We start from the raw sequence: 19,680 nt of genomic DNA, 5'->3' as shown, positions 1-19,680 counted from the left end.
GGGACGGATCCTCGACGAGCGATGCGTGGTGGCAATGATGCGTGGTGGAAATAACGCAGTCGTCTTGAGCCTCCGCGCCCCTATCCCCGATACTGCGCAAGTCAGTCGTACGGTCGCCGCTCTGAAGGTTGGAGGTTGACCACAGTTCCCCTTTCTATTTGAACCCAAAGCAGGCCTGAGAGAACAGAGCTGGTCTCGGTTGTTTGGACAGGGCCCCGCGAAAATTAAGTGGATTCCTGCCGGGTTATGCTGAACGCGGGGCTTTACGATTTTGCTGTGGCGTCGGGAGGGCGCAAGCCCGACCAGAGCCGCAGCAAAATCGTTGGCGACGATCATGCGGCCGTCACCATCGTTTGCGCGCCGAAGTAAGCCTCGTCGGGCGTGCGTTCGTCAAGGCTCGAGTGAGGACGTCCTCGATTGTAGAACGCCAGATATTTGGAAATCGATGCTCGCGCCTCGAGCACGCTGTCGTAAGCACGCAGATAGACTTCCTCGTATTTGACAGTGCGCCACAGCCGCTCGACGAACACGTTGTCGCGCCAGGCACCCTTGCCGTCCATGCTGATGGCGATGTTCGCGTCCAGCAGCACGCCGGTGAAGTCGAGGCTGGTGAACTGGCTACCCTGATCCGTGTTGAAGATCTCGGGCCTGCCGTGCTTCGCCAACGCCTCCTGGAGCGCTTCGACGCAGAATATCGTCTCCATCGTGATCGATACGCGATGGACCAATACCCTTCGGCTGAACACATCGACGACCGCCGCGAGGTAAACGAATCCACGTCGCATCGGAATGTAGCTGATGCCCATTGCCCAGACCTGGTTCGGCCGCTCGATCTTCAATCCGCGCAATAGGTACGGGTAGATCTTGTGGCCCGGTGCGGGCTTGCTCGTGTTCGGACGGCGATAGATCGCCTCGATCCCCATGCGCTTCATCAGCGTCGCGACGTGGCGGCCGCCAACCTGCATGCCCTCACGCTGCAACAGCGATCGCAGCATGCGCCCCCCTGCGAAGGGATAATCGAGGTGCAGCTCATCGAGCCGGCGCATCAAGACAAGTCCTCGGCCGAAACCGGCCGAGGTTCATAGTAAACCGTACTGCGGGCAAGGTTCAGGACCTTCGCCTGGCGCACGACAGACAGATCATGGTCGCGGTCGATCATCGCTTTGCGCTCAGCAGGCCCGCCTTGGTGAGCGCGCCGGACAAAAAATCGTTCTCCAACGCAAGCTCGCCGATCTTGGCATGTAACGCTTCAAATCGACCGGCGCCTCGGCCGGTCCGTTGTCCTGCCCAAACACTCCGGCGGCGCCTTCCAGGAGTTGGGACTTCCAGGTCGTGATCTGGTTCGGATGGACATCAAACAGTTGCGCCAGCTCGGCCAACGTCTTCTCCCCCTTCACGGCCACCAAAGCCACCTTTGCCTTGAAGGCCGGAGAATGCGTCCGGCGACTCCTCTTCGTCATCTTCGCTCCTGTTTCGCGGCAAGAATCCTCGCCGCTCTCAGGCAGAAAATCCACTCAAGCTACTGTCCGAATTTGCGGAGCCAGCTCTTCTGACAAAGGGACGTACAATGAAACGAGCTGTGCTCGTTTCGATCGGAACACGAAGGCTGCGCCGCTGAACAGGTCGAGACGAAGCATCTCCTGCACCTTCGCGCAAGCCCATCGTGGCCACAGCGGAAGTCGATCGGCCGCGTCGCGATGTAAATCTTCAGATCGGCACCGGCCGCGATCATCGTGACGCTCGGACTGCGCGGATCACCCGGGACAGCTGCTCGCCATCTATGGCTGTGTCCGTCCGCAGCACAACATCGCCGATCGCGATCTCAAGCTTGATCGCCGGAACCTGACGCTCCTCCAACGCGCTTTCCACGACCAGCGCTGCGAATGTCGACTGCGATGCCTCGCACGGCGCCAACATGCCTCGCTGTCGAAAGCGGCGTCGCCAATCGTAAATATGCCAGCGCGTCGCTCCGTGCTTGCGCGCCACCTCGGACACCTGGGCACCAGGTAGCAGACTCTCGGCGACGATCCGGGCTCTCTCAGCCTCCGAACGCACACGGCGCCCCGACGGTCCTTCGAGGACCTCCAGCCGGCTCACCAGCCCTACCGGTGAGCCGCCCAAATGGACGTCCTTTTTGCTGTCCAATCCCATCCAAACCTCCGTTCCAAGCCGGAGGCTTCTTCGCACATTCATTCTAACTCTGAAGCCAGGGTATCGGCTTCGCGCTTACGCTTGTTGCCTTCGCCGTCAACTCCGATTGCGGCGACCAGCACGAGATCGTCGCCGAGATGCAGCCCGTCGATTTGGACCACCAGATGGTCGAGCGCGGACAGATCGGCAGCCATGAAGTCAGCCAGCCGCGCCGCCCGGCTGCCCGCAATTGTCGGTTCTGCGTGCGGCCCACAAGCTCGCCACGATCGCATGACGATCAAGCCCATTGCCCACGTCTCGAGGCCCGCGTAACATTCACTCCCGTCGGCCCGACGTAGTTCAACACCGATCGGGACATCCCCACGGTCATCAGCGCAGCCTCCTCAATAGCCGAGCTGCAGGCGACGCAGAATCTTCCGCTTTCGGCGCGCCCGACGCTCTGGGGTGATATGGATTATCTGGGCCGGGCCCGCGATGGCAGGGCGCACCGACCGCGTCAGCGGCCTCACCATCTCGTCGCAAAACGAGGCCATGAACTGCAGAGGCGCGAGGGCGAGATCGACAAAGAACAGCATGTGGCTACTCCTTTCTTTAAGCCGTAGTTGTTTCGCACCAGATCGAGTAGGTCGCACTCTGTCTGGCGGCGCTCGAACTCCTCACCTACCAACAGATCATCGACAGTTCGCACGCGCCCGAATTGCGCGCGGTATCCCGTGTCGTGCTCCAGACCGTCCCCCACAGCGAAACCGTACCCACAGCGAGAGCAACCAGATCACCCTGGTCGGCAGACGGCAACAGAAGCGGAGAGCGCCAGACGGCTGCAAGCTTTGCTCCCTCATCGGCCGTGCGCTCGGTGATCCCGAGGGATCGGTCCTATCAGTGGATGAGTTCACCACGCGCCGGTGGGCAAGGTGCCCAAGCTATGCAGCATTTCCATACTAGAGAAGACTGCTCACCGACTGTTCATTTCGCGGGCCGGCTTGTGTCCCCGATCGCAACATTCTTAAACCCGGCGCCGTTCATTTCCGCGGCAACGGCCTCTGCTTCCTCAATCGTCCGGCACGGCTGAATGATCGGCCGACCGCTCCGACGTCCGCTTGCGAAGATCACTACGGTTCTCCCTCCAATTCCAGAGGAAACATGCTGCTCTATTGGCGGCTTGGCAATGCGGGATCCTACGGGGTTGCGGTATTTTTGAGCTGCCCCAAGCCCCCAGGGCCCTGCGGGAGAGACGCCTATTCTTGGCGACGACGTTGCCGGACGACATACACCAAGGCTCACCCGCAGAACGGATTGCCCCTTAAATGGCGTGAGCCGTCCTTCGGTTGTCATCCCGCCCCGGCGCGATCGAGTCCTGCTTGTCCCTCTGACTTGAAGGATGGAGGAGTATGCGCCTGGTGCCGACCGCGATCCGGACGGCCGGCGCCCCCTAGCGAGCTATTTCGGGCTGAACCCGCGGGTGCGGCAGTCGGGACTGGGAGCCGCCCATCACGTCGCATCAGCGAGATCGGGCGCAGTCACGCGCGCGCCATGCTGGTCGAGGCGGCCTGGGAAGCGGCCAAGGCGCCCGGTCCACTGCATGCTTTTTTCGTGCGCATCCGCACCCGGCGCTGGTCGCCAACAAGACCCGCGCGATGCAACTTCAAGCCGGACATCCCCAACAGAAAGGTAACCGCCGTGGACCAGCCTATGCCTACAACATCAAGGCGCTGCGCGACCGCGAGATGTTGATTGCCGCCCAGGCCGATCAAAGCTACGATTCGTGTCGCAATGGCAGCCGCGTCGGGCAAAAACCGGCGCGCGGGCGCCTCAGCTGGGCAAGACAAAATAGGCAGTCTGGTGACCCAAGCGGTTGCAAATTGGAATTTGGTTGCAGACTGTGATCAAGCACCTTTTTAGACGCTCAAGAATCCGCGCGCCTGCAACACACACGACCGATCTGGTGGAAATCTGAAGTGGACCACGTGGATAGGACTATTTGATCCGGTTTCGATCCGACCGCTCTGGGACCCTTATCATGTTGCCAACCGGCAGAGGTGCTGGACAAGTTGCTGTCATGAGTGAGAACAGGTGTTCCGACGGAGTTCGCCCTGGGCGCCGCGATCGGAATGATGGATCAATCCGGCCAAACTCCTGAATAGGATAGCAGATACCCCCGCGATGGCCCAATCGATCCTACGATTGCTGTCGACCAGTTGCAGTCCCTGGATGAGAAGATCGCCCATTTAGAACAAGAACTGGGGATGTCCCGGGTTCTGTTGAATTTCTGAAGAGGTCGGCGTTGCCCACCTTGAGCCGGTAGGCTCGGGGTGCTGATTCCACAAAGGAGAGCAACGCCATGACAAGAGATATCACACCGGCTGGTTGGCCGGCGACCGGGGCGGTGGACGAAGCGTTTGCAGAAGTGCGGGCGAGCTTCGATCGGTTCTGCCTTGCGGCAGGGATCGAGGCGCTCGGCACGATGATGGAGGCGGATGTTGTGGCGGGCCGCGCCACGATCGCGAGGCGGCGCGGCGGACGCACCTTGGGCCGAACGCGGGGACGGATCGGCTTCCACGGCGGCAAGATCGAGGTCGAGCGCCCGCGGGTCCGGGGCGTGGATGGCGGCGAGGTCACGATCCCGAGCTGGGAAACGGCGGCGCAGGAGGATTGGCTCGGTCGCGGGGCGATGAACCTGATGCTGATCAATGTGCGCATCTACGATGTACTGAAACTGCGGCTCAGGTGCCAGGCCCTCATCCACGGCGACGAAACAACGGTTCAGGTATTGAACGAAAAGGACAAGGAAGCCTCCAGCACCTCGTACATGTGGGCCTATGCCGATTGTGCTGTTCGATTATCAGCCTGGTCGTGGGCAGGAACACCCGCAGACCTTCCTTGGCGACTACCGCGGCATCTTGATGAGTCACGGTTACTCGGCCTGGCGCACGTTGAAAGGCGCCACGCATATCGGATGCGTGGCCCACGCCAGGCGGCGCTTTGTCGACGCCCTCAAAGCGAGGAAGAAACCCGGCGGGCCGCCGGCGCAAGCCCTCAAGTTCTTCGACCAACTCTACCGGATTGAAAGACAGGTGCGCGAAGAAAAACCGGATGACGGCGAAACGCGGGCCAATTACAGGCGCCGCTTCCGCCAGCAACACAGCATTCCTGTCCTGAACGCTCTCAAGGCATGGCTCGAAGCAATCGCCCCAAAGGTCGTGCCCGACACCAAGCTCGGCGATGCTGTCTCCTATACGCTCAATCAGTGGGAATATCTGACGCGCTACACCGAGGACGGCGAGATGCCGATCCACAACAACCTTCTTGAGCGCGACATCAGAATCTTCGCCTGTGGCAGGAAAAATTGGCTCTTCAGCGATACCGTTGATGGAGCCAGCGCCAGTGCCGTTGTCTATAGCCTGGTGCTGACCTGTCGCGCCTGTAGCGTTGAGCCCTTCGCATGGTTGCGACATGTCCTCACCGAATTGCCCCAGCGGGCGCGGCCTTTGAGGTAGCAGCGGCCGAGGTGTCCTTCAGCCTTCAAATGGCCGATCACGGGGCTCGATAGCGGAACGGCGCCGCAGCTGGCGCTTGATAGTGCCGAAGACGCCGCGCTTCTGGCCGGAGATGAAGACGCGGCGCGGGTTCTGTGCGTCACGGCCGCGGTATCCCTTGTCGACAAAGGCGCGCTCGATCGCGCAGCCGGTGAGTGTCTCGGTTCGGTCGATGACGTCCCGCAGGGTGTGACCGTCGTAAGGGTTATCGGGCAGCGCTTGGCGTGCAGCACGAACTGGCCGCCGGGAGCAGGCCGGTTGTTGGTGACTATGGAAGCCTTCACGCCGAACTCGTAAGGCCGCTGGCCTTACCCTTGCCGATGCACTCCACCTCGGGGGCATGGAAGGAATCCAGCTTCCAGCCGCGCTGGCGCTGCTGCTGCGAGCGGATCTGCGTGGCCCGGCTCAACGGGAGTGCGAACGCCTCTTCGAGCGCATCCTGGCCTTCGATCTTGCGGCGGATGTCGCGGATGATCCGGCCCAGGCGGCTGCGCAGGCCGGGTTTTCGGCGCTGCGGAAGTTGAGAGGGAGTAGATCTTCAGTATCGTCGTCGTCGCGGCGCGTCGGTTAAGAAGCCGATTTGAGTGGTGTGCGGTGGCTGGTGACTGAGAAGAAGGCAGCCAGGAAGAGGTACCAAAGAGCCCTTAGCCAGGCGAGGATGCGGCGGAAATTGTAACCGACGGCGGAGAGGATGACGTTGGCGGCATCGTCGACGAGCTATCCGCCCACGGCGACATCAGCCCCTGAGTCGGTTCTGCAGTGCCTGCCGATTGGCAACGAGGTTGCTGAGGTTCAGCAGGTGTGGCTCCCGTCCTTGCTCCAATTGCCTAACCAGCGCCCGCGTGCCGTCCACCACGAAGACGCCGCAATCATAGCCGTTCCGCTGCCGGGCCATGCCGGCTCCAGGCGGAGGTCCAGCCGACTTGCGAGATGTTCTGCATCCTTGTTGTTGAGTCCGCCGTAGGAATCGTAGTGATAGGCGACCGGCCGGCCCCGGTCGCTGCGATCAACGAACAGCAGCGACCAGTGGTTGCCGAGGCTATTAGGATCTTCAGGATCGGCATTAATCACGGGCAGGAACAGGAAGTCGGCTGCATCATTACCATTATCATCATCGACGATGCGCTGGAATTCGGTTCGCACGACGCCATCGTCGTCAGAGCGCAGATAATTTAGAACGATGAGGGGATTCACGAACCGCGTCCGGGCGGCGAGATTTGGATGGTACCTCTGCAAATCCTGCTCCTGGAGCCGGTAATCCCTGTCGATATGCTCGTCGCCCAGCCATTCCGTGTCCTCGAGCACCAGCCCGCGGCCGTGGGACGAGGCTGTCGGACCTAAAGCCCCGATCTGAGCATCAGCGGAGGTGCTCGGAAACGGCCGTACAGAATTAGCATCGTCGCGTGATTCAGACGGCTGCGCGGCGGCGATCAGGGTGAGACTCCAGCGACAATCAAGGTGAGACTGCGCCGATGGGGACGGACCGAAGGGAGGGCGCAGCCCGACCGGAGGACCGTCCCCATCGGCGTCGCGCGTTTTTGGACCCGTCTGGCGGCCGGGTGCGGCTGGTGCAAGCTGTTGGTTCGTCTCGACAAGAGGGAATCGATGCCTTGCCTGGCCTCCACATCACCGACCACCAGATGAGGCTGTACATGACGTACCGACTGACACTGTCCCCCGAGGCCGCCGCGGCCAAGGCGGGGTTCTCGAAGGCAAGCGCGTATCGAATCGAGGGCGATTGTCGCCCGCCATCGCAGAAGAAGACGCCGAGGGGCCGGCGCCGGTCCGATCCGCTCGGGCAGTATTGGGACGCCGAGATCGTTCCGATCCTGAAGGCTGCGCCCGGCATCCGCGTGATCGGCGTGCTGGACGAGCTGCGCCGACGGCATCATGACTTGAACCCGAACATCCGCCGCACGCTGGAGCGGCGCATCAACGCCTGGCGGGCGCTCAACGGCCCCGAACAGGACGTGATCTTCCGCCAGCAGCACGAGCCCGGCCGCCTGGGTCTGTCCGACTTCACCGACGTGAGCGCGCTCGGTATTACCATCGCGGGTGAGCCGCTCGATCACCGGCTCTATCACTTCCGGTTGGCGTTCTCCGGCTTCGAGCATGTCCATGTCGTGCTCGGCGGCGAAAGCTTCGTCGCCCTGGCGGAGGGCTTGCAGAACGCGCTGTGGGCGCTTGGCGGCGTGCCGCGGGAGCATCGCAGCGACAGCCTGTCGGCAGCATTCCGCAATCTGGCCGCCGACGCACGGGGGGATCTGACGCAGCGCTACGCCGGGCTGATGGGCCACTATGGCATGGCGCCAACGCGCAACAATGCGGGCATCGCACATGAGAACGGCTCGATCGAGAGCGCGCACGGCCATCTCAAGCGGGCACTGGAAGATGCGCTGTTGCTGCGGGGGACGCGCGAGTTCGCCAGTCTCGATGCGTACCGGGCTTTTGTCGACGAGATTGTCGGCCGGCGCAACGCCAACCTCGCCAAGCCGATCGCGCTCGAGAAGGAGGCCTTGGCGCCGCTGCCAAAAGGCCGCACGACCGACTTCGAGGAGAAAGTGATCCCGGTGACGTCGTCAGGCGGCTTCATCCTGCGGCGCGTATTCTACACCGTGCCTTCAAGATTGATCGGCCATCGCCTGCGTGTGCGCATCTTCGACGACCGGCTCGAATGCTTCCTTGGCGTCACGCCGGTCGTGACGCTGCGGCGCGGTCGGCCTGTGTCCGAGAGCCAGGGCGGTCATGTTGTGGATTACCGGCACGTCATCCATGCCCTGCGGCGCAAGCCGATGGCGCTCCTCAATCTCGTTTATCGCGACCAACTCTTCCCGCGTGCAGCTTACAAACGTCTGTTCGAGACCTTGCGGGAGCATGGTGATGACCGGCGCGCCTGCAAGGTGACGGTCGAGCTTCTGGCGCTGGCTCACGAGCGCGCCTGCGAAGCAGAACTCGCCGAGGTGATCGCGATGGATCTGGACGCCGGACAGTTACCCGATCTTGCCGCGCTGCGCGACCGCTTCCGACCCGAGGCGGCCTCGATCCCGCGTGTCGCCGTCAAGCTGGCGCCGCTCGACGTCTACGATGAACTCGCCTCCGTCAGCGTCATGTCGGGCCGCTCGAACCTGGGAGAGGCAGCATGACCGGTATCGCTACCTCCGTCGATGCTGCCCGTGTCGAGCTGCTTCTCAATGAGCTCCGCCTGCCGGGCGTCAAGGCGATCTGGCCGAAGCTCGCCGCACAGTCGGACAAGGAAGGGTGGCCTGCCGCCCGCTTCCTCGCCGCCCTTGCCGAGCACGAGGCGGCCGATCGCACCCGCCGTCGGATCGAGCGACACATGGTGGAAGCGCGTTTGCCCGCCGGCAAGACGCTCGCCACCTTCGACTTCGAAAGCGTGCCGATGCTATCAAAGGCACAGGCGATGGCGCTCGCCGCTGGCGACGCCTGGTTGAAGGCCGGCGCCAATTTGCTCTTGTTCGGTCCACCGGGCGGCGGCAAGACCCATCTCGGCACGGCGATCGGCCTGGCTCTCGTCGAGAACGGTTGGCGCGTTCTCTTCGCGCGCACCACTGATCTGGTGCAACGGCTGCAGGTCGCGCGGCGCGAGCTGGCGCTGGAGTCCGCGATCGCCAAACTCGATCGCTATGACCTCCTGATCCTCGACGACATCACATATGTGAGCAAGGATCAGGCGGAAACCAGTGTGCTGTTCGAGTTGATCGCCGCCCGCTACGAACGACGCTCGCTGCTGATCACGGCCAATCAGCCATTTGGCGAATGGGGGCGTATCTTCCCGGACCAGGCAATGACGTTGGCTGCCATCGATCGTTTGGTCCACCACGCCACGATCCTCGAGATGAACGTCGAAAGTTACCGTCGAAAAGTTGCCCTCGATCGCAAGCGCGGTCCAGGCCGGCCACCTGTTCACACGACCCCCAACGAACTCGACAAGACTGTGATTGACGCTGGCAGCGCCGCTTGATTGTCGCGCAGCGTCAATCAACGCTTGCCAAGTAGGCGGCCAGCGTCAATTATCTCCTGACTCGGCCGCCTCGTCTCATCTTGATTGACGCGCCGCTCTCATCCTGATTGTCGCGCTATAGACGGCGTGGGCGCAGTCAGATCAACCAATGGAAACCGCCGTAGTGTCTGAGCGAGCCCTGGCAGCGGGCGCCGGCGCTGCTTCCATTGCGGAGGACCTCCTCAAGCCCCGAAATAAGGCGAGCATCCTCGGAATAAAGAGGCGGGCTTACTTCTGTCACCGCTGGCAACCGAGCGACCCGGGGTTCTGCAGCGACACTCGTCAGCTGATCGACAGGTAGGCCTGCTAAGGGCAGAACGCTGCCACGTTGACGGTCCTCCGGGACTTAATCTGGTCAACGAAATGGCAGGAAGCCTCGCAGCAGTAGCGATCCATTTGCCGCATTTGGGCTCATGTGAACCTGTACCGGCTCGAGTCGGGGCGGGAGCCGCAGCGCACGTGCGCTGGCTCTCGAATGATCATGACAACCAGCCTGCTTCGCGACCTTGAGAAGCGGGGGCATTCTTGTTCTGACGATGGAGAAATTGATGAACACAGGACAGGCACAGCGGAGTGCAGGTTCTTCCTCGGACGCTTCTGAAGAGGGGGAGCAGGAAAGTTACCTCAGCGGCTTCAGCCGAGCCGTGGCGGATTTGGTCGAAGCCATGACAGGATATCGGACCCCGGCCTCCGCGCGCGCGCAGATCCTGGACAACTGGGTTGCCGAAGAGGGGCAGGGCGAAGCCGAGAATCGGCGACAGGGGCGCACACGAATTAGGGTTTCGGACAACGCGGGCTCGCACTTGCTGGATTTGTCCTCCCTCTCCCTGACCGCTTTGCCCGCCGCCCTGCCGCCAAGATTGCTTGAACTGCGCGCCAGGCACAACGAGCTAAGCAGCCTGCCCGCTAGCTTCCCAACCGGTCTTCAGCATCTTCTCATTAGCCATAACCGGTTGATCAGTTTGCCGGACGCTCTTCCGGCGACCCTCTCTCGGCTGGAGGTGGCCGATAACAGCTTGACCAGTCTGCCGGCCAACCTTCCGGCTCGGCTCGAGATCCTGAACGCAAGCGACAACCGACTAACTAGCCTGCCGGACGCTCTCCCGAGCAGGCTCACCTCGCTCGCGGTTAGTGGCAATCAGCTGACCGACCTCCCCGACTCCCTCCCATCGGGGCTCATTGAACTCGATGTCAGCAGCAATCAATTGGCCAACCTCCCCGCCCCTCTTCCGAGCACGCTCCAATCGCTCAATCTCAGCGGTAACCGGCTGACCAGCCTACCTGAGGGTCTTTTATCGAGTTTTAGCTACCCGCATTTGGAGAACCTCGAGTTCGGGGATAACCCGCTGCCGGACGACGTCCTCGCTAATCTGGCGGCGGCTGAAGCGCCACCTCAGCTTGCGCAGCAATCTCTGTATGAGGCTGCCGCGCACTGGCTGGGAGACGCCCCCTCGGCACTGGCCGAATGGCAGCACTTTGCGGATGAGCCCGGCGCGCAGGACTACGCACGGCTCCTAGAGAGGCTACGAGAGACCGTTAACTATGGCAATCACGAGTTTCGGCAGAGAGTGGCTGATGATCTGCGGCAGGCGGCGGCCAATCCGAGATTGCGCGAGCAGTTTTTTGCACAGGCTTCCGAGGCCAACGCGAGCTGCGAGGATCGAGTTACCTTGCACTGGAACGGTATGCAGACCGCGCGCCTCAACGCTGATGTCGAAGGCGGCGTATATGACGATCGTCTTGGCGAACTGATCCAGCGCGGCCGTGTTGCGTTCCGCTTGGAGGCGCTTGACGAGATCGCGCGCGACAGGGTCAACTCGCTCCTCAGCCTCGACCCAGACATAGACGACGTGGAAGTCTACTTGGCCTATCAACATCGGCTGCGCGAGCCGCTGGAGCTCAGTCACGTCGCCCCTGACATGCGCTTCCTGGCGGTCTCTCGCGTAAGCGAGGATGATGCGACGGAGGCGCTGGACCTGGTCCGGGAGCGGGAAGCGAACCAATTCACCGACTATATGGCCACCCGCTGGCAACCCTGGGAGACGGTGCTGAGGCGCATCGCACCGGACGAACATGCAGCGATGCAGGACCGGCTTGTCGAAGCCATGGGCGAAGAGTTTCAAAGCCGTCTGGATCAGCGACTGGCCGAACATGGTCTGGTAGGCGACGTCGATGCCGAGCGGGTGCTCGGAGCCCAAGTCCGAAACCAAATCGCAGCCGAGATAAAAGGCGAGGTCATGCACCGGCTGCTCGCAGAGCGTGGCCTAGAACAATGAGACTCAAGAGTCCCGCAGGGATATTTTCATTGCTCTATGGGGCTGCTTCAAGATGGATTCCCGCAATCGACATCATCCTTGAGCTGACGATTGGCGCTCGAGCCAGAGGCTGAGGCGCGGCCCGTTGAGGGCCGCACGCATCTACCGCCGTGAAGATCGCCCGGTGTGCGGCAGCGAGAAATGGTCGGCGTGCAGCCGGTTCGAAACTGCTCAGAAGACTTCGCCGACGAAGGATCCCTCCAATGACGGATTCTTCGGCTTGGCGGCCCAACAAAAAGCAGAGTGGTAGTACATCTTCCTGCCGCATCTTGAATGGGGATCGCAAGGCGCTCGAATGGCGCCGCGCACCTACTCGAGAAAAATACATAAATACGTGAAGATCATTGAGCGCTTATTCGAACCTTCTCCTCTCAGGATTTGCAGCAGCAATCCGGGGAGATGCAGCGGGCTGCCGTATCCGGCCGCGTCGCAATCATGAACCACGGCAAACCAGATCGATTATGATGTCGGTCGATGAATTTCGTCGGCTCAAACCGAAGGCCGGTGAAGAGGTGCCGACAGAATCGGAGCGCCCCCCTCCTGTCGTCAGGCGGGTCCGATGCGAGACCAGCTCGGGTATGCGACCTCAGACCTCAAGACGGCGTCTTCCTGCAGGCTCGCATGGAAGACCACAGCGAATGCATGCTGGCGTCTCAACCAAGGGGCAGCTCGGCGGCTGATCTCCGGGTGCATGATCCGGAAAAGGTCGTGCCGGTTTCCGGAAGATCATGCTGTAAGTAAGAGTCCATCCTCGGCGGAGCGTTCGAAGCCGGTCTATACAGTGCATACCCCCGCGGCCAACGGCGCGGCTCTTGCGGCGGCCGACAAATTCGTCTTCGTACGCGACGGCTTCCATTTCTGGGCCGCGATTGCGGGCGTGATCTGGCTGGCCTGGAACAGGCTCTGGCTGGCGCGCTAATCGGCTGGCTCGTGCTGACCCTTGCTATCGATTTCGCCCTAGCCTTGGCGTCGGCCGCAGTGCGACCTTCTTCGCTTGCCGCACTTCGAACGATACGTTGGAAACGGCAACGCCGCACTCGATCGTAGAAATCTGACGCAGCGGCGACCTCGATCATACGGCACGGCAACACATGGATTCGCAATCGGCGAAGTAGTCATAACCAAGGCTTCTCTGTAAGACTACCGACCTGATAGAAAGTAATCATTCAGGAAGTCAGGGTATGATCCACTTCGGTGTACAGTTCCTTGGGGCATACCCACAACTATCCTCGGAAAAGGAACCCGTCACGGCTCCAACGCAACCTGCAAGCCCGCGTTGCCTCCAATATGCACATAACGGGGCCCGATAGGCCGACCCCTGCCGCTGGCGACGGTGACAATGTTTTCGAGAGGGGTGGCGCGCGCATCCATCTCAGGGCGGGACAAGAGCAAATCGGCGTGAAACAGCCCTTCCGACTCAAGACCGGTAGTATCGACGCCAAGAGCCGCCAAGGTGGCCAAACAACTTTCAAACTCTTCAGCATCGCGAAAGCGACGCTGGATAAATGTCGCGCCGGTAAGACGTTCCGTTACAAGGCCACGCTTCGCGGCCATGACGCACAGAACCCGCGCCGCGTCTTCATCTGCCGGCCAGAAGCGCGGCGTCTTCGGTTGAGACGATGGCGCGTATTTCGGGCGGGTCGGCACGAAACCGCGCGATGGTCTCTTGGTTCCGCTGGCCCGATGAGCCGTTGATAATGCCAACCTTGAGCCCGAGTTCTTCGAGGAATGCCTGAATTGTGGTCTGCGTTTCGCGCCGCCCGGTGAAGACGACCATTCGCCAGCCGGTCGGAGTTTGCTGCTTGAGCATCGAAACGAGTTGACGAAGCCCTTCGAGCTTCGCGCTCGTTCTCATGGGCGTGACGATCGCTTGACGGTTTCCGCTAGTTCGCGTGGCACCATCTCGTTACGGGCCATCGTCTGGAGTTGCGCCATGAGCGCGTGTGGACTGCTCGTCAACGCTTGCAGAATGCTGATCTGGGCGAGCCGATTGAGCTTCTGGATCGGTTTGGCTATGGCATTGATGAGCGCAAGCTCCTCCTCCGATGGGGTGACTTTGTGCAACTGGATCTTCCGTTCGGGAAAATCCAGATTGGCGTCGCCCCGTCTAACGCGCGACATATAGCCATAGACGATCTTACGAAACTCCTCTCGCGCCTCTGGCTTGAGGACGCGCGCATTTTCGCGCTTATCGTCGATAAAGCGGCGGGCAAAGACGCCTTCGTTGCCGAATAGATTTTCGTGTCCGCGCGCAACCGTGAGGAGTTCGACCAAGGAATAAAGATCCCATAGCCGATTTTGGATTGGTGTCGCGGTCAGCATCAGCACGTAGCGGAAGCGGCGTCGCTGCAGCGCCCTGTGAAATACCTTCGCGACCTGCGGCGTGGGATCAACGCCATAGAGGTTACGAAGCTTGTGAGCTTCGTCGAGCACAAGCATGTCGAAACGGTCATCGGGAATCTTGTCGAGATGGACGCGCGCGGAATGATAGGTCGTAATGACAGCGCCCATTTCATCAGGGTCAGCTGAAACAAGTTTGCCTCCGGTAACGACCTCGCCCGGGATATCGAACTTTGTCCCGAGCTCGTCCTTCCATTGTGGGCCAAGCAGTTTGGGCGCAACGATCAGAATCTTCGCCACCCGATTTCGGGCCATGAGCTCGCTTGCCACAAGCCCAGCGGATATCGTTTTGCCGAGACCGACATCGTCTGCGAGTAGGGTCACCGGCAAACGTCGGCAAAATGTGATGAGGTTTTGTACCTGGTGGTGGAAGGGCTCAAGTCGGTCCTTCCAACGGAACTCGGATTTGAAATCGTCGCGGCTTTCGATCACGATTGGATCGGTCAGCCCCCACTCAAGCGCGGCCCGATAGACGGTATAATGCTGGTACGATTTCGCTCGCCGCAAGATCTTGGTCTGTAGCCCTGCGCCGCCGCCATGGCACCCGCCCCCCTTTGAAAATAGAGTGGCGCTAGGTTTGGGGACCGCAAGCCCTTCTTTTGCCAGATCACCCAAAGGTTTAGTCCTTGTGGACGCACGACCCTGCCGATCGCCAGTGGGCGCACCAGATCGAAGCTGGCGGCGGGATTTAGCCGACCAGTTGCAGACCCCGGTCCTGCGGTGAAGCCGCAGGCGCCTCGCCGCAGATGGGCTGCAAGCTGCGCAGATATTCGGCTGCCTTTTGGGCGTACGAGCAAGTGGTGAAGAGGACCCTTTTAACATTCTTCGAGATCTTAATCCACGATCCGATATAGGCGGCGTGCACTTCCCTCACCTCTGGTGTGAGGTTGAAATCGGCCGAAAGGAAGGCCCGCCAAGTTCGGCGACGAGTTTTTCCATGTCCTCGCACAAGTTGGCTCATGGCGCAGCGCAAATCCGAAACGTCGAACTGGATCGCGTCAACTTCAGCCGCGAATTGCTCTTGCCGCTCCGTCTCGTAGGCGCGGAGCGCGTTCATATACGGCGCGTTTTCATCTGGATCGGACATAGCAGTTATTTCGGGTACGGCAGTGGCTTCTGAAAGGCGGACGCTCCTCATGGAGGACCATGAGACTCTATCGCGGAGTGGTTTGGCGTGATCGTCGATTGCCCACAAGACGGTTTCACAGAACGAGATGTCGGCCCCGGGGTGGATAGCTACACTCTCCAAAATCGCCGCAGTAGCGCGCACTTGCCGCCCTGGGTCGCGGCAAGAATTGAGAATTCCACCGCGACTTCATCGGGGACGCGAAGCGCGATCAAAGGCATGCGGGCCAATCAGCCAGCTTGCGGTATGTCGCACGCTGGCTCCAAACGCGGAAATTCTCGCTGGACATAACCACGGCGGGTCTTGCGCCTGAGCCAAGACTCGATGGCCTCTACAGCTGCACGCGCCCCTTGAACAGATCGAGCCGCCGTCGCCCGCGCCCACCGAGAGGACCCCATTCACGCACCAATGCCGTATCGCCAAACAGCGTCGGTTCGATCGTGAGCACATAGAACCGCGCCATGTTGCGGGCCGGATCGCGACGCTCGAGCACGAGATATTGCACCGTGAGTTCGGACATGCGCCAGAATCGCAATTACCGAATCGACCGTCCAATTAAATAAATGAATCAATCCGGGCCAGCGATTCAGAAATTTCATGCGGGCAATGAGACCGTCGCAGTCAGGCTCGCGCCGGCTGAGCTGAAGCCGCAATCTCCAGTCCTGCTGGGCGGCGGAGTGCTCCCTGGACATGTCGTCTGAACGAGTTGCCACGCGCGTGCTCGACGGAGATCCCCCTCCTCCGACCTCAGGCATTACGCAAGACTTCCTCGAGTTGCGCGACGAGCTTCGCCCAGTGCTCGGCAGGAAGCTTGTCCAGATTGATCTGCTTCCAGCGCACCGCCGGCAGCTCCGTCGCGCCAGGGACGCCCAGCAGTCTCCAATCCGGCTCGCCGCGGTTAAACCCTATGAGGAAATCCTTATGAGCTTGCGGCATTTTTCCCGCGATCTCGGCGATCAGCGTTTCTCGGGCTTCGAGCAACTCGTCCAGACTTACTTCATCGGCGCTCATGCCCTCGAAGCCGTGCGTGAACTCGTGCTCGATATCCTTGCGACGAGGAACCACGACCTCGGAAATCGGCCTGTCATGGCTGATGAGGTAGATGATGAATGCCTCGCGGAGATCGTCCGTGATGCCTTCGTTGGCGAGCAGATCGCGGACATCGAACAGGTCGCGCGGATGCTGCCGGTCGAGCGCCGCGAGATACGGGTGTTGAAGATCCTTCTCGAGTCGGAACGGAACGCCCGCCGCGAGGAAGAGGCCAGGCACACTCGCACGATCGAGGCGCTTCAACGCGAGATCGAGATCGCCAGCCGCGGTTTGACCGACCGGGGCGCCGAAGGCGTCCGGCCATCGCGGACGGTCGGCGCGCCGGAACCGCGCTCAAGGACCAGATCCTGAGGGCCACCGACGACCGGTTCGGACCATTGGCGCGAAGATTGCTGCGGCCCGGCTCCAGATGGCTTGCAACGGAACGAAGGATTGGCGCTCGTACTTCGAATCCTTGAAACAGGTCCGCCCCGGCCTGACACCGGCACGTTATCAATCGGCGGGATCGATCGCGCTGGCGGCATCTCCAAGCGCGGCAACCACCAGGTTCGGACCTATCTGTTCGAGGCCGCGAACGTCCTGCGAACGGACGTCTTACGCCGAGCAAAGAGTTGCGCTGGACTGTAAGCAACCTGCATCATCTCGTGCTGCTCTCAAGATCAACCGCTAGAATCGGCCAGCAAGAGCTGCGGGCGACTCGGTTGTTTGCGGGAGCTCCATTGGTTCCCGAGCCCACGACCGCAATTACGCCATTGTCTGCAATACCAGAATTGGACGCCATTGACATGTCAGGAGCTTGGCGGCTCGACGCCGCTGAACCGGTCTAATTGGAATGCCTTCGGCGCTATCAGCTTCGCATCGAGCGCCAAATCCGCGAGCATCGTACCGATCGCGCTGGCGAACTTGGCACCGTGACCGGAGCAAGGCGAGGCGACGATGATGCGGGGATCGGCCGGAAGTCGGTCAATGATGAATTCGTTGCCCTCGTCCGGTCGCAGGTCTGCTCGGAGCGTGTTCGTGTAGAGGCAGATATCGCGCTCGACGATTGGGCCCGCCGCTCCGGGGACCAATTCGGCGAGCGTCAATCCAACAGTCTCCAGTTCTGCGTCGGTCGGCTGCGGGTGCCAGGCGTCTGCCCCCACGACCGGCCCATGGTCATGCTGTGCAGCCTTCACGCCTCGTCCCTCAAAATCGGGAAAGCCGTATACCACTCCTTTCTCCCCTTCGACAATGAACGCCGGAAACTCACCGTAACGCACCAATTCCGGTTTGGCCGGCTTGAACCAACCGACCGTTTGTCGGGTGATCTTTAAGTGTCGTGCAAGTCCCGGGACTAGCCCGGCAATCCACGGTCCAGCCGCGATGATGGCCCTCTCGGCCAAGATTACCTCTTGGGGCATTGAAATACGGATGCCGGCGGCCACCGGCCGTATTCGGGCCGGAGCCAGAATGATGCGGTGCTCGGCTCCTTCGCGAAATGCGCGGATCGCAGCTTCGGCCAATAGGATCCCGCCGCTTTCCTGGACGACCACATCCCAGTGTTCGGGAAGCCGGAAGGCGGGAAATGCGGCGTTTGCTTCCGCTCCCGTGGCTGGACCGGGGACGGCGTCCTTCAGCGCGGCAGCGCGGGAGTCGGCCACCATCTTCGATCCGGGAGGTCCTGCTTCGAGTACACGAGTCGGCATCAGGATTGTCCGTCCACTGGCGGCCTCCAGCATCCGCCATCCCTTGAAGGCAGCATCGCTTAGCTCCGTGTAGGCCGCGCTCTCGAAATTGAAGCGTCGGTACACTCGGCATGAGCCATGCGACGAGCCGCGAGCCTCGCCCAAGACAAGAGGGTCGAATCCGAGCACGTCTGTCCCACGACGCAGCAGCGAATGGAACGCAGAGCTTCCTATCAGGCCGAGGCCGACGACGGCGACTTCGCAAACACGCATTCCTCACTCCGTCTTCCGCTGTCCAACGCGCGCTATTAATCTGCCGCGCCACCGCACTTTTGAGGGCTCCGCCCTTTGTGAACACGCTGCAGCCGCAGCAGGAGCACAAGAATCATCCGCCGTGCCGCAGCCATCGATAAGGGAGCGCCGCGCCATCGACCAGAGTCGTTACCATAGTCGGAGAGTGAGCGGCGCTCGACCCGCCTGCGCCGAACGGCGAAATGCCGCCTCGCTCCCGCAATCGCGGGCGAGCACCGCCGCCATCGCAGTGCCATAGAGCGCCAACGGTGCTTCCGCGAAGACCACGCCGCGAATAACTGCTCGAGCAGCAGAAAGGTCGCGAGCGCGTGGGGCTGTGAGAAGCGCTGCGGCGGAGAACGGCGCGAAGACCGGAAGCAGCAGGCGGCAGTCGCGCACTATCGCAGCACAGCATTCTCCGCATCGTCCTCTCGTCGCGGTGTGATGGTGTTCTGAGCAAAGCAAGCGACGTGCCGAACTGAAAGTCCTTCTGCAAGCACTACATTCTCTGTTGGACATCGCGGCGCTTGTTGATGTTGGGTCAAAGCTGACAACATTCGTGAGGAACCAAACATCTCCTCATTTTGAGCACCACCGCAGCCAGAAAGGGCTGCCAGCGTTACCCGCGACCCTCTTCAGGCCAAGTTTTGAGTCGGATCGCCGTTTAGACATCGAACCGGTGGAGGAGGAATGGCACGGCTGTCTCGGTATACAGTTCGTTCTCCGCTTGAGAGCCGCTTGCAATTGAGACGCAGGCGCCCGAACATGTTAGGTAAGCGGTTGGAAAATGATCCGGATTTCAAAGCGAACGGCGCCCACCTCGAACAGACGAACGAGCAAATGCAAACGCATAACAGTATTGGGGAGCTGCAGCGAGAAGGTTTCTAGCTTGGAAGGCATTAAGCCTGCTTGCGGCAAACGCGATAGCTATGTTCATTCGACAGGGGAAAACGAGTTCATCAAGATCAATACATTCGGGCGCTTCGAGACCATCGCCTACAAGTTGCCACTGGCCGCTGTCCGGCGCCTGGCATGGACGCTGACCGAGCCGGCCAAGAGGCTTCGCTGAAGGAGCAACGCCAAACGGCTGCCAGGATCGAGGTCAATCTACAAAAGTAACCATGTTGAC

The 19,680-nt window shown here is 61.1% G+C and carries 15 protein-coding genes and 6 pseudogenes; 7 read left to right on the top strand and 14 right to left on the bottom strand.

The genetic code is table 11. From position 1 onward, the window contains the following. Window positions 1-332: 332 nt before the first annotated feature. The 4 genes and pseudogenes from V5279_RS08180 to V5279_RS08165 all read right to left on the bottom strand — a co-directional run bounded on the left by V5279_RS08180 (window position 333) and on the right by V5279_RS08165 (window position 2,726). Window positions 333-1,460, bottom strand: a pseudogene (locus V5279_RS08180) (IS3 family transposase). A gap of 268 nt (window positions 1,461-1,728) precedes the next feature. Further along, window positions 1,729-2,151, bottom strand: a complete 423-nt coding sequence (locus tag V5279_RS08175; protein WP_338696331.1) for a transposase — start codon at window positions 2,149-2,151, stop codon at window positions 1,729-1,731. A 38-nt stretch (window positions 2,152-2,189) separates the two neighbouring features. After that, a complete protein-coding gene (locus V5279_RS08170) occupies window positions 2,190-2,438 on the bottom strand; it encodes a hypothetical protein (RefSeq protein ID WP_338701911.1) in 249 nt (82 codons plus the stop codon). A gap of 96 nt (window positions 2,439-2,534) precedes the next feature. After that, window positions 2,535-2,726 carry a hypothetical protein gene (locus V5279_RS08165; protein ID WP_166104006.1) on the bottom strand — a complete coding sequence of 64 codons (192 nt, stop codon included), beginning with the start codon at window positions 2,724-2,726 and terminating at the stop codon, window positions 2,535-2,537. Between the two features lie 854 nt (window positions 2,727-3,580). On the opposite strand from V5279_RS08165, the pseudogene V5279_RS47205 reads away from it, so the two are divergent. Both V5279_RS47205 and tnpC read left to right on the top strand, forming a co-directional pair. Further along, window positions 3,581-4,034: pseudogene (locus tag V5279_RS47205) on the top strand (transposase); the annotation flags it as partial. Between the two features lie 809 nt (window positions 4,035-4,843). Continuing rightward, a pseudogene (tnpC, locus tag V5279_RS08150) lies at window positions 4,844-5,645 on the top strand (IS66 family transposase); the annotation flags it as partial. Here the strand turns inward: tnpC and V5279_RS08145 are convergent. The 3 genes and pseudogenes from V5279_RS08145 to V5279_RS08135 form a co-directional block, all read right to left on the bottom strand. Continuing rightward, a pseudogene (locus tag V5279_RS08145) lies at window positions 5,627-6,198 on the bottom strand (IS5/IS1182 family transposase); the annotation flags it as partial. The pseudogenes tnpC and V5279_RS08145 sit on opposite strands and share 19 nt — an antisense overlap. Before the next feature lie 53 nt (window positions 6,199-6,251). Beyond that, a pseudogene (locus tag V5279_RS08140) lies at window positions 6,252-6,392 on the bottom strand (IS5/IS1182 family transposase); the annotation flags it as partial. Window positions 6,393-6,476: 84 nt separating this feature from the next. After that, window positions 6,477-6,989 carry a Ulp1 family isopeptidase gene (locus tag V5279_RS08135; RefSeq protein ID WP_338696323.1) on the bottom strand — a complete coding sequence of 171 codons (513 nt, stop codon included), beginning with the start codon at window positions 6,987-6,989 and terminating at the stop codon, window positions 6,477-6,479. A 305-nt stretch (window positions 6,990-7,294) separates the two neighbouring features. Here V5279_RS08135 and istA point away from each other — a divergent pair, with 305 nt between their 5' ends. The 4 genes from istA (at window position 7,295) to V5279_RS47040 (ending at window position 12,939) form a co-directional block, all read left to right on the top strand. Next, the gene (gene istA, locus V5279_RS08130; RefSeq protein ID WP_422389058.1) at window positions 7,295-8,827 is read left to right on the top strand and encodes an IS21 family transposase; all 1,533 of its coding nucleotides are present in this window, start codon (window positions 7,295-7,297) and stop codon (window positions 8,825-8,827) included. Next, complete coding sequence (istB, locus tag V5279_RS08125) at window positions 8,824-9,666, top strand: IS21-like element helper ATPase IstB (RefSeq protein ID WP_176535476.1); 843 nt, start codon at window positions 8,824-8,826, stop codon at window positions 9,664-9,666. The genes istA and istB overlap by 4 nt, the downstream gene beginning before the upstream one ends. Window positions 9,667-10,253: 587 nt before the next feature. After that, entirely contained in the window at window positions 10,254-11,981 is a 1,728-nt protein-coding gene (gene nopM / locus V5279_RS08120; protein WP_338696321.1) for a T3SS effector NEL-type E3 ubiquitin ligase NopM, read from the top strand. Window positions 11,982-12,801: 820 nt separating this feature from the next. Then, window positions 12,802-12,939 carry a DUF2628 domain-containing protein gene (locus V5279_RS47040; protein ID WP_414645697.1) on the top strand — a complete coding sequence of 46 codons (138 nt, stop codon included), beginning with the start codon at window positions 12,802-12,804 and terminating at the stop codon, window positions 12,937-12,939. A gap of 326 nt (window positions 12,940-13,265) precedes the next feature. Here V5279_RS47040 and V5279_RS08110 read toward each other — a convergent pair. From V5279_RS08110 to solA, 7 genes and pseudogenes are all read right to left on the bottom strand, one after another. Beyond that, window positions 13,266-13,568 (bottom strand): annotated as a pseudogene (locus tag V5279_RS08110) (class I SAM-dependent methyltransferase); the annotation flags it as partial. A gap of 31 nt (window positions 13,569-13,599) precedes the next feature. Further along, window positions 13,600-13,875: a hypothetical protein gene (locus tag V5279_RS08105; RefSeq protein ID WP_338696319.1), complete on the bottom strand. Its 276-nt coding sequence runs from the start codon at window positions 13,873-13,875 to the stop codon at window positions 13,600-13,602. After that, a complete protein-coding gene (locus V5279_RS08100) occupies window positions 13,872-15,035 on the bottom strand; it encodes an SNF2-related protein (protein ID WP_338696317.1) in 1,164 nt (387 codons plus the stop codon). The genes V5279_RS08105 and V5279_RS08100 overlap by 4 nt, the downstream gene beginning before the upstream one ends. A 73-nt stretch (window positions 15,036-15,108) precedes the next feature. Then, entirely contained in the window at window positions 15,109-15,507 is a 399-nt protein-coding gene (locus V5279_RS08095) for a hypothetical protein (RefSeq protein WP_338696315.1), read from the bottom strand. A 370-nt stretch (window positions 15,508-15,877) separates the two neighbouring features. Beyond that, a complete protein-coding gene (locus tag V5279_RS08090) occupies window positions 15,878-16,066 on the bottom strand; it encodes a WGR domain-containing protein (protein WP_321576397.1) in 189 nt (62 codons plus the stop codon). A 227-nt stretch (window positions 16,067-16,293) separates the two neighbouring features. Further along, the gene (locus V5279_RS08085) at window positions 16,294-16,839 is read right to left on the bottom strand and encodes a nucleotidyl transferase AbiEii/AbiGii toxin family protein (RefSeq protein ID WP_338696311.1); all 546 of its coding nucleotides are present in this window, start codon (window positions 16,837-16,839) and stop codon (window positions 16,294-16,296) included. Between the two features lie 545 nt (window positions 16,840-17,384). Continuing rightward, a complete protein-coding gene (gene solA / locus V5279_RS08080) occupies window positions 17,385-18,533 on the bottom strand; it encodes an N-methyl-L-tryptophan oxidase (protein ID WP_166104023.1) in 1,149 nt (382 codons plus the stop codon). Between the two features lie 907 nt (window positions 18,534-19,440). Here solA and V5279_RS08075 point away from each other — a divergent pair. Next, window positions 19,441-19,620: a hypothetical protein gene (locus V5279_RS08075; RefSeq protein WP_338696306.1), complete on the top strand. Its 180-nt coding sequence runs from the start codon at window positions 19,441-19,443 to the stop codon at window positions 19,618-19,620. The last annotated feature ends 60 nt before the right edge of the window (window positions 19,621-19,680 follow it).

The organism is Bradyrhizobium sp. 26S5 (assembly GCF_036923295.1).
Classification (GTDB): domain Bacteria; phylum Pseudomonadota; class Alphaproteobacteria; order Rhizobiales; family Xanthobacteraceae; genus Bradyrhizobium; species Bradyrhizobium septentrionale.
Note: the sequence above shows the minus strand (reverse complement) of the source record. Positions and strands in the feature narration are given on the sequence as shown.

What these genes read in the sequence shown, in the direction of transcription:
- solA (WP_166104023.1), bottom strand. Translation starts at nt 18,533, where the DNA reads ATGCGTGTTTGCGAAGTCGCCGTCGTCGGCCTCGGCCTGATAGGAAGC.
- V5279_RS08165 (WP_166104006.1), bottom strand. Translation starts at nt 2,726, where the DNA reads ATGCTGTTCTTTGTCGATCTCGCCCTCGCGCCTCTGCAGTTCATGGCC.
- V5279_RS08090 (WP_321576397.1), bottom strand. Translation starts at nt 16,066, where the DNA reads ATGTCCGAACTCACGGTGCAATATCTCGTGCTCGAGCGTCGCGATCCG.
- V5279_RS08095 (WP_338696315.1), bottom strand. Translation starts at nt 15,507, where the DNA reads ATGTCCGATCCAGATGAAAACGCGCCGTATATGAACGCGCTCCGCGCC.
- istB (WP_176535476.1), top strand. Translation starts at nt 8,824, where the DNA reads ATGACCGGTATCGCTACCTCCGTCGATGCTGCCCGTGTCGAGCTGCTT.
- nopM (WP_338696321.1), top strand. Translation starts at nt 10,254, where the DNA reads ATGAACACAGGACAGGCACAGCGGAGTGCAGGTTCTTCCTCGGACGCT.
- V5279_RS08175 (WP_338696331.1), bottom strand. Translation starts at nt 2,151, where the DNA reads ATGGGATTGGACAGCAAAAAGGACGTCCATTTGGGCGGCTCACCGGTA.
- V5279_RS08170 (WP_338701911.1), bottom strand. Translation starts at nt 2,438, where the DNA reads ATGGGCTTGATCGTCATGCGATCGTGGCGAGCTTGTGGGCCGCACGCA.
- V5279_RS08105 (WP_338696319.1), bottom strand. Translation starts at nt 13,875, where the DNA reads ATGAGAACGAGCGCGAAGCTCGAAGGGCTTCGTCAACTCGTTTCGATG.